Below are 5409 nucleotides of genomic sequence, written 5' to 3' on the forward strand. Positions count from 1 at the left end.
AAATATAACTTAAAATTAAAATTTATTTTTTAAATAAAGAATTTTTCATAAAAGATTAAGTTTCGCACTAGTAATATTACTCAAAATAAATATGCAGAAAATGCATAATTAGAAGGAGAAAGTGATGAAAGAAGGCAAAGTCATCTGTCCTTATTGCGGGACAGGCTGTCAAGTAACCTTGCACGTGGAAAACAACGTCGTTCGTGCCGCTACTGGCGTCGAAGACAATCCAGTCAATCAAGGAAATTTATGTTTAAAAGGCTTTTATGGCTGGGACTACGTTGCAAGTCCAGATAGACTTACAAAGCCGCTTATTAGAAAGAAAAACGGCGTTTTTTCAAAGGATGGTGAATTTGAAGAGGCTAGCTGGGACGAGGCACTTGACCTTGTCGTAAAAAAGATGAAAGAAGCCAAAGAGAAATACGGCCCTGACTCACTAGCAGGAAACTTTTCAGCACGCTGTACATTAGAGGATAACTACGTCGCTCAAAAGCTAATGCGCGCAGTTATAGGCACAAACAACGTCGATCACTGCGCTAGAATTTGACACGCTCCGACAGTAGCAGGACTTGCTAAAACAATCGGAAACGGAGCTGCCACAAATAGCTTTACAGAGATTGGCACTTATAGTAACTGTATATTAATGATAGGCTCAAACCCAGAAAATGGCCACCCAATAGCAGCTATGCACATCCAAAGAGCGCTAAACCGCGGTGCAAAACTGATCGTTATCGACCCTATCAAGACTGAGTTTGCAAGTAGAGCAGACATCCACTTACAACTAGAGCCTGAGCACAACATCCCAGTTATCAACGCACTTCTTTACACTATCATCGAAGAAGGCCTTGTAAATGAGGAATTTGTAAGAGATCACACGATAGGCATCGAGTATGTCAAAGAAGCCGTAAAAGACTATGCTCCAGAGGTTGTAGCTAAATACACAAGGCTAAATCCAGAGGATATCAGAGCAGCTGCTAGGATGTATGCCACCACAAAACCAGCCGTCATCACCCACGGCATGGGCGTAACTCACTTCAACCACGGCGTTGGCGGAGTTTGCGACGTATCAAACTTATTCTTGATCACTGGTAATATCTGCGAGCTTGGCACAGGCGACTTGCCGCTTAGAGGCCAAGAGAACGTTCAAGGCTGCTGCGATATGGGCGTTTTGCCAAATATCTTTCCAAATCTTGGCTCAGTAACTGACCCAGAGCAAAGAGCTTGGTTTGAGAAAATGTGGCACTTAGAGCCTGGATTTTTAAACTCAAAGATAGGTATCCATAAAACTGAAGTACCTGATGCAATACTTGATGGCAGAGTGCATTTCTTCTGGACTATCGGCGAAAACCCAGTCATCTCTGAGCCAAATACAAACCACTTCTTAAAAGGCATCGCAAATGTCGATTTCTACGTAGTTCAAGACCTGTTTTTAACTGAAACATCGCTAAAAGCTGACGTCGTTCTCCCAGGTGTTGCAAGTAGTGAAAAAGAGGGTCTTTATACAAATGCAGAGCGCCGTGTCCAGCACAATGAAGCAGTCATCACGCCTCCAGGAGATGCTAGACAAGACTGGTGGATCGTTTGCGAGATCGCACGCCGTTTAGGCGCAACAGAGGGTTTTAATTTTAACTCACCAGAAGAAATTTGGGAAGAAGTTAGAAAATGCGACCCTAGACGCTACGGCGGTATGAGCTACTATAGACTTAAAAAATATCACGGACTTCACTGGCCATGCCCAACTGAAGATGATATGGGCGGTCAGAGCCTCTATCTTGATAAGAAATTCTTTACACCTGATGGCAAAGGCCGCTTCGTGCCATGCCTATTTGTGGATAAGGCTGATGAGATCGAGAGCGCAAAACTTGAGTTTGCCAAGAAGATGAATATGTCACCTGAGTATCCTATCATGGCTGGTTCAGTCGATGAGAAGACTGACGCTGAGTATCCGATACAGCTTTTAACTACAAGAAAAGTTTATCAATACACAGTTGGCACCATGACAAGACGCTCACGTGCCATCGAAGAAGGCGGAGATAGCATCGGACCTATCGCTGAGATGAGCCCAGCGCTTGCAGAGAGATACGGGCTAAAACAAGGCGACTTCATCAAAGCTTGGAGTAGATACGGCTACATCGTCGTAAAAGCTGAAGTGACTGACATCGTGCCTGATGGCATCATACAGATGACTTTCCACTACTGGGAGAGCTCTTGCAACGAGCTAACAAGCAGCGGCTGGGACTACATCAGCAAGACTCCGACATTTAAAGCAGCTATCCAGATCAAAAAGATCGATGAAGAGGAATTTTTACGAGTTCGCGAGCTAAAACGCGAGAAATTCCAAACTTCTAAGATCATCTACGATGACTTCCACCACCACGGAAACGCAGCGATAAATGAGTAAATTTAGCGGGAGCTATCCCGCTAAATTTTAATTTTGAGTTGCAAATTTAGATACTATATTTTTGATCTCAACATTATTTTTAAGATCATCGCATCTATGATCTTTATCATATTGATAGCCCATTGTTAAAGCACCGTCATATGGTGAAAAATAAACATAAATACAATTTCTATTATTATAGTAAATACTCTTTGTATCTTCACCGCTACCCTCTGTATCCACTAGTTCATCCGTAAGTCTTGCCTTTGAAAATTGACTGATTTTTGTTATGGATTTATCATTTGCAGCTTTATACTTATCGTAATCGCCTACAAGCAATCTTAAAGTTTCTAAGACGTTCTCTGGCGTAGAGTGATTTTTTGCACGAAGCGACATAGGTTCAAAACCATTTTCATCCATAAGTATATCTAGCGCATGACCAGAAGACAATACATCAGTTATAAAACCGCTGCAGTCTGGATCTTTTTGGTTTAATCCGCCTCTCCACTTACCACCTCTAGAAGAGATGATTAATCTCATGCACAATTTTTTGTTGTTATTATAGAAATCATAAACGGTACCTTCTGCACCAACATCTGTAGGTTTATTTAATGGCTCTGACGTCATCATATCTAGTTCATCCATATAGCCATTTTTATCATAAAATTTAAGAGCATCTTGTAATATTTTTCCAAGATTTGGTGCATTATTAGTGGTTTTAAAATTCTTTGTTGCCTCATCAAAGAAATACTCTGCTATCTCCTGTCTTGCATCATCATTTGAACTAGCACTCTTTATCATAAAAAATAAAATTGCTGATATAGCTAAGCTCAATACAATAGGTATTATAACCGTTATAATCCATATAGCTATCACATTTTTTCCGCCAAACTGCACTAGCGCTGCATCATCCCCTAGATCAAGATATTTTTCAAAGCGCTTAATAACATAATACTTGAAATACATGGGCAAGACAATCATTGTAATAGGTAAAAATATGCTAAGCAAATAATAAATCACAGCTTTTGCATAAAGTTTACGATAAACAAGTGGCAAGAAATAAAAAAAGAAAGCATACCAAGACCAAGTTGGTGTTGATTTTAGCATCATCTTTCCACCACTTAAGAAAAATTTTTCAGCAGCTTGTGCATAAATTTCTACTTTTAATGCGTCATTTGTTTTTAGGTATAATCCCAATTTTTCACGCAGCAATTTTGGATCACTAAAGACCGACTTTGAATACTCTGTCATATTATCTCCTTAAAATAAGATTATTCTTTTGGCTTATATTTTTCAAAAATTCTCTCATACCACTCATCTATCGCAAATTCTTTGCAACTGGTAGACTTACGATCATTAAAGATAACGTCTAATCGTTTTTGTTTCGGATAAAAGTCTATTAAAATACATTCAGCAAAGCCCCATAAAGAGCGAGTATCGACATCTGGATTTGGTTTTAAAACAGGACGCTTATCTATCCTAATATTTGTAATTTCATCTAAGTTAGATACTACCCTAGAGCTCTTCTTGTATTTTTCAAAATCATTGATAATGATCTGCAAAATTTGATTTAATGGCTGTTTATACCTAGTTCTTGACGCATATCTTAAACAATACCCTTCTCCTTTAAAAGCTTCATAGTATTCATCAATATCATCTAAGTCTTCATCAAATTCTTTGCAAACATCAAAATGTTTATTAACAACCTCGCCCGAAAATTCGCCATCTACTTTTGAAAATGAAAATTGAGCACAATTTACACCCTTATAAAATATTTTGTATCTATCATCTCCATATTCATCTTTCCCAGCATATTCAGTTTTTATTTTTGTCATTTTCGAAAATTCATCAAATTTTCCATTAACTACATAATAGTTGCTAACATCATCAAGCATTTGCTTTATTGCCTTAATATGCATCTTTTCTCCAGATGCATAAAGATTGTAAATACAAAATACAAAAATTAATAAAATCTTCTTCATACTATCTCCATTTTAAAATTTAAAAGTCATATCGCCGTCATAGGTCTTTATATCTACTTGAAGTGGTTTGCAACGCAGACTATATTTTAAAGATTCGCCAAATTTTAATGTCCTATCTACTGACACACTTAGACAATTGCCTTTATTTACAGAAACACTGATCACTTTTACACTATCAACATTTGAAGTAATAGCAAGCTCTTGAGTTTTTACTACACTATTTCCTACTACTGCAACCCCAGGCAAAAACTCAACAATAAACATGTTACTACGAGCACTACCGCCTCCAAATGCCTTATTGACCTCATTTTCCCAGTCATTTGCCAGCTTATCCAAAAAACCTGGTTCATTATCTTCTTTTGGTGCTTCTTTTTGCATAAGCGCATTTTCTAATTCGTTATCAGAATTTACACTACTATTTGGCAATAAAGAACCACCTAGTGCAACACTAATAACAAATAGTAAAATTCCACCTACGATATTTAATGAACCTTTATTAATCAGCAACTGGTCGTTTTGCATATCTAAAAATTTTTCAAATCGCTTAATTACAAGATAGTTAGCGCTCATACCTATTATAACAGGCACAAAAAGTAGCAAAATACCACTTATTACACTCTCTATTTTTCCAATCTCGCCAGGTAATCCTGGATAGATAAAATTTAGAATAATATTAGGCATAAATATAAAAGGAATCACCAAAAAACCAAGAAAATACATTCGTCTGCAAAGTAAAAAAAGTGGTGAAAAAATAAAAGCAAACCAGTTCCATGTTGAATCAAATTTTAAAAAAGCTTTACCACCTTTTGCAAAAAACATCTGTGATAACAATAAGTACTTATTTGCTGCATCAATACTACCAAAATACATAATTAATTTTTTATGTAAAAAGTCACTATCCTCAAAAATCTTTTTTGAATATTCTGTCATTCTTTTCCTTTAAAAAGATATATTAATAATTTGTTTTAAAATCTCAATCGGAGTTATATTATTGTTTTTTAAAAATTTCATCACTTTCTGACATGTGGTGAGTGAACTATATAATGC

Annotated in this window: 4 protein-coding genes; 1 reads left to right on the plus strand and 3 read right to left on the minus strand. The window is 36.9% G+C overall.

All coding sequences use genetic code 11. The annotated features are described in order from the left end of the window. Positions 1–124 precede the first annotated feature (124 nt). Entirely contained in the window at positions 125–2401 is a 2277-nt protein-coding gene (gene fdhF / locus CYP84_RS11120) for a formate dehydrogenase subunit alpha (RefSeq protein WP_343211046.1), read from the plus strand. Between the two features lie 27 nt (positions 2402–2428). On the opposite strand, the gene CYP84_RS04125 is transcribed toward fdhF, so the two are convergent. Genes CYP84_RS04125 through CYP84_RS04135 form a run of 3 tightly spaced genes read right to left on the minus strand, consistent with a single transcriptional unit; the run spans position 2429 to position 5292 of the window. Continuing rightward, complete coding sequence (locus CYP84_RS04125; protein WP_103636776.1) at positions 2429–3631, minus strand: DUF2628 domain-containing protein; 1203 nt, start codon at positions 3629–3631, stop codon at positions 2429–2431. A 20-nt stretch (positions 3632–3651) separates the two neighbouring features. Further along, positions 3652–4362 carry a hypothetical protein gene (locus CYP84_RS04130; RefSeq protein WP_103636777.1) on the minus strand — a complete coding sequence of 237 codons (711 nt, stop codon included), beginning with the start codon at positions 4360–4362 and terminating at the stop codon, positions 3652–3654. A 12-nt stretch (positions 4363–4374) separates the two neighbouring features. Beyond that, positions 4375–5292 carry a DUF2628 domain-containing protein gene (locus tag CYP84_RS04135; protein ID WP_103636778.1) on the minus strand — a complete coding sequence of 306 codons (918 nt, stop codon included), beginning with the start codon at positions 5290–5292 and terminating at the stop codon, positions 4375–4377. Positions 5293–5409 lie beyond the last annotated feature (117 nt).

The organism is Campylobacter concisus, from assembly GCF_002912425.1.
GTDB classification, from domain to species: Bacteria; Campylobacterota; Campylobacteria; order Campylobacterales; family Campylobacteraceae; genus Campylobacter_A; species Campylobacter_A concisus_AH.